The organism is Gammaproteobacteria bacterium (assembly GCA_013696315.1).
Lineage (GTDB): Bacteria > Pseudomonadota > Gammaproteobacteria > JACCYU01 > JACCYU01 > JACCYU01.
The window spans coordinates 1-3,890 of the sequence record JACCYU010000005.1 but is presented as its reverse complement, the minus strand read 5'-3'; the positions used below and the strand labels follow the sequence as shown (position 1 = coordinate 3,890).

The 3,890-nt window shown below is 59.1% G+C and carries 5 protein-coding genes; 2 read left to right on the top strand and 3 right to left on the bottom strand.

What is annotated here, in order from left to right:
• Positions 1-1,332, bottom strand: a 1,332-nt coding sequence (gene rlmKL / locus H0V34_00270) for a bifunctional 23S rRNA (guanine(2069)-N(7))-methyltransferase RlmK/23S rRNA (guanine(2445)-N(2))-methyltransferase RlmL (GenBank protein ID MBA2490188.1), incomplete at its 3' end; no start/stop codon positions are given.
• Positions 1,333-1,627: 295 nt separating this feature from the next.
• On the opposite strand from rlmKL, the gene H0V34_00265 reads away from it, so the two are divergent.
• Both H0V34_00265 and H0V34_00260 read left to right on the top strand, forming a co-directional pair.
• Positions 1,628-2,290: a hypothetical protein gene (locus tag H0V34_00265; protein ID MBA2490187.1), complete on the top strand. Its 663-nt coding sequence runs from the start codon at positions 1,628-1,630 to the stop codon at positions 2,288-2,290.
• A 141-nt stretch (positions 2,291-2,431) separates the two neighbouring features.
• Positions 2,432-3,004 (top strand): hypothetical protein, encoded by a 573-nt coding sequence (locus H0V34_00260; GenBank protein MBA2490186.1) that lies wholly within the window; start codon positions 2,432-2,434, stop codon positions 3,002-3,004.
• A 177-nt stretch (positions 3,005-3,181) separates the two neighbouring features.
• Here the strand turns inward: H0V34_00260 and H0V34_00255 are convergent, their stop codons facing one another.
• Both H0V34_00255 and H0V34_00250 read right to left on the bottom strand, forming a co-directional pair.
• The gene (locus H0V34_00255) at positions 3,182-3,460 is read right to left on the bottom strand and encodes a hypothetical protein (GenBank protein MBA2490185.1); all 279 of its coding nucleotides are present in this window, start codon (positions 3,458-3,460) and stop codon (positions 3,182-3,184) included.
• 304 nt (positions 3,461-3,764) lie between these two features.
• Positions 3,765-3,890: IS481 family transposase (locus H0V34_00250; GenBank protein ID MBA2490184.1), on the bottom strand; the 126-nt coding region annotated here is incomplete at its 5' end.

The window sequence follows — 3,890 nt, the reverse complement described above, 5'->3', positions numbered from 1 at the left end:
CGCCCAGGTAAGGTCGTTCCGATAGATGTCGATGGCGAGGTTGTAATCCGGCAGATCGGCGTCGTAGAGGCGATAACAGACGATGCCTTCACGCTCACGCCAGCGCTTCAGATTCCGCGCGTTCTTGCGCAGGCGATTGGCTAGCCCGGATGCGCTGTCCGCGCGTGTCGCAGCAATCGGCGACGCATTCTCGTGCAGCGCCACGTGCAGCAGTTCGCACGGCATCGCGCCATTGAACAGTTTATGGACCTTGTGTGCGCGCAACCCCAGGTGCTGGCCGCAGACCGGATTGCCGGTGAAGATCGCGGCGCGCCAGCCCGGAAAATTTCGCTTTAACGCCACACCCAGCGCACGATAACGGGCGGGCAGCGAGGCGCTGTCACCGAGCCGTTCGCCATAAGGCGGGTTCGCCACCACGAGGCCGGGCACCGCGGGTTGCACCCGTTGGCCATCCTGCAAGGCGCGCCGTTCGATTTCGACATGATGTTCGAGTCCGGCGCGCACGACGTTGCGCCGCGCCAGGGTTACGGCGTGCGCATCCTCATCCGACCCACGCACCGTTGGCAGCAGCGTGAGCCCCGCCTCCCGACGCGCACGCGCTTCCTGCAGCAGCGCCGCCCACGCGCTCTCGTCGTGCTGACGCCAGCGGCTGAAACCGTAATACTCGCGTGTGAGGCCGGGCGCGATATCGCCCGCCATCAACGCGGCCTCGATCGGCAAAGTGCCCGCTCCGCACATGGGGTCCACCAGTGGCGCACTCCGCGCGGCCAGCTCCGGCCAGCCCGCGCGCAGCAGAATGGCGGCCGCCAGGTTCTCCTTCAGCGGGGCCGCGCCCTGTTCGCTGCGATAGCCGCGCCGGTGCAGACTCTCGCCGGCCAGATCGAGCGATACCACAGCCTCGTTGTTGAAGAGATGCACGTTGATCCGCACATCAGGCCGCTCGAGTCTAACCGAAGGCCGCGTGCCACAGCGCGCGCGGAACTGATCGGCCACGGCGTCCTTGACCTTGAGCGCGCCGTAATGCGTGTGGGTGATCGCGGAACGCGCGGCGCTGAAATCCACCGCGAAGGTGTCGATAGACGAGAGGTGTTCATCCCAGCGGATGGCCGCCGCACCTGCGTACAACGCCTGCGGATCGGAGGCGTCGAACCGATCCAGCTCCAGCAGCAGCCGGCTGGCAAGTCGCGACCACAGACACGCGCGATAGGCGACTTCCAGCGGTCCGCTGAACGCTACACCGGCGCGACCTTCACGCACATCCGCCGCGCCGAACGCGCGCAGTTCGTCGGCCAGCAACGCCTCCAGACCTTTAGGCGCGGTCGCGAAGCACATGACATTCACGGGTGGTTCACTTCGTTTAAGTTGAATGGCTGGCGGCCAGACAACCGCCGCGCGGCCCACGCCTGTTCAGGTATGGCCACGATTAGCAAGGCATGTGATTCTGGTAGACAAAGTTCAAAACAGGGTAAGGTTTTAAGGCCCTGAACATTTTACTAAGGTTCGTGCACTTGCCCGCGGATAAATGCTTGACTTCCGATTTTGATAGCGTACTCTCCCAATCGTTGCTTTTGCGCCATGATTGCGGCAATTTGACCACATCGACACATGGCACGTTTACCGCTCTTTTATGAAATTTTTCGAAAAATCCGCGCTACATGCCCTTGTAACTCGCTTACGCGTGGGTGGCGGACCACCTATCAGCAGGGGATTTGAGATGCGTTCAAGAAGTTGGCTGGCGTTGGCGTTAGTGGGCATCAGCGTAAGCGCGCATGCTGATGAAGCGGAATTGTACATTGCCGATGAAGCGATTCAGGGCCGCTACGCCACGGGCGCGGACCTGATCGGTTTGAGTACCGGGAACCTGGCGGCGGAGGTTTTTACCAACCAGGAAGACGATCTACTCGGCACGCTCGGCCTGGAATTCTCCGGTATGCCCGGTGCAATGTCCCCATTGGTAATTACGGCGGGCCCAAAACTTTACTTAGCGACGTTGGATTTTCTGGACGATAGTTTCACGACCGTTGCCATTGGCGGCAAGGCGAGGTACGCCATAGACACTCAAATAACCGGTATCCCGGCGTTCGTAAGCGCGCAGTACTATTACGCCCCGGAAATTCTCAGCTTTGGCGAGGCCGATGACATGCAAGATTTTATCGTCCGCCTGGAAGCCGAATTCGTGCCCAACCTGACCGGCTTCTTCGGTTACCGGCTGCTGGAAGCCGATCTGGAAGACAGCGGCGATTACGAGCTGGATGATGATATTCATCTGGGTTTGCGATTTAACTTTTGACTCGACGCGCACGGACGACTCGCCGGGTTGCAATGGCAATAACGTTTGTACAATACTTCAACTGCGCCGCGGCTTGCATCGCGCACTCTACGGCACCAGCAACCGCATTCTGATCGTCAAAATAATCTTCAGGAGGCTTACATGAAAAGAGTTGTACCCATCGTAGCGGCACTGGTATTCGTATCCGGTTGCGCGCAAATGGAATCCATCGATAATCCATTCGCCGGCGCCCAGAACCGCTTCGACGAAGACGGGGACGGTGTCATCAGCAAACAGGAGGCCCAGGCCAACGATCAGTTGGCGGCGAGCTTCTCTCGCATCGACACCAACGACAGCGGCGGCATCGACCCGAATGAATACGCGGCCGTGATCAGCAACGTCGCCCCGCTGGACTTCGATGAAGTCGATGTCAATGGCGACGGCGTAATCAGTGAGCGCGAGGCGGCATCCATGCCGGTGTCGCTGAGAGAAGTGTATAGCACAGTGGACGCTGACGCCGACGGAAACGTCAGCCCCACCGAATACCGGGCCGCCACCACGAATCTCCTTTCGGGCGCTGAATTCGACGACGCCGACACGGACGGTGATGGTGTGATCAGCCTGGATGAAGGCGCGGAATTTCCGGTGCTTTCCGACGACTACGATCGCATAGACAGCGACGCGGATGGCCTGATCAGCGAGGAAGAATTCAACGCCGCCGCCCAGCAGGAGTAAGCTTTAGCCGATGCAGTACGCGGAACGCTAAATTCGCGATTCCGTTTCGGCCCCGTTCAGCTTTGCTGGCGGGGCCGAATTGTGTTTACGAAGCGATTATTACGAGTCGCAGATAAAAAGCAACGCGCCGTAGCGGCTGGCTACCGGGATGCGCCAGCGGCCACCGAATAGCACCAGCTAATAACGCTTGTTCAGCGCGGTCTCCAGTTTCGCATCCGTACCATCCGTATTTTTTCCACCGGCATAAGAGCGAAGTTCGCTGTCGGCCAGTTGGATCTCGTCGGACTCCGATTCGATTCCAAGAATCAGCGTGAACGTGCTGGCTGCTTCGTCGTCGAGCGATTCCTTCCAGTCGATGCTCTTCAGGTCCACATCGAACTCTCGAGCCAGTTGCCGGCACCGCTCCGCAATCAGTCTGGCACCTTCGCGCCGCTGATCAATCCTGTCTGCATTCATGATGGAATACCTATTGCGCCAGGTGACGATTCTACCGGCTAGGATGTGGTGGCTATGGGTTCAATAACATTTAATGCATAACTCATTGATTTCAGTCTAAAAGCGGCGCGCCTCTTTTTAAGGATGCCCCCATTAATACCCCCAAGGTTCGACTGCTTCTCGGCATACTTTAGCAACTCCCCGCCACCAGGGCACGGCAAAAACAGATACGCCGAATAAGTCGAACGTGCGTCTGCGGCAACGCGCGCCAAGCCAGAGCGGGTTTGTGGGCAGATCCGCATGCCATCCCGCCGTGGGGCTGGTGCTAGCTGTTTAGTCCCGGCATATGGTGGGTTGGATCGAGTTTGAATCGATCGGGTTGTTGTGTCCATATTTTGCAGATGTACTCGTAGGGCGTGAGGCCTTTGAGTGTCTTCAGGCGCTTGGCGAA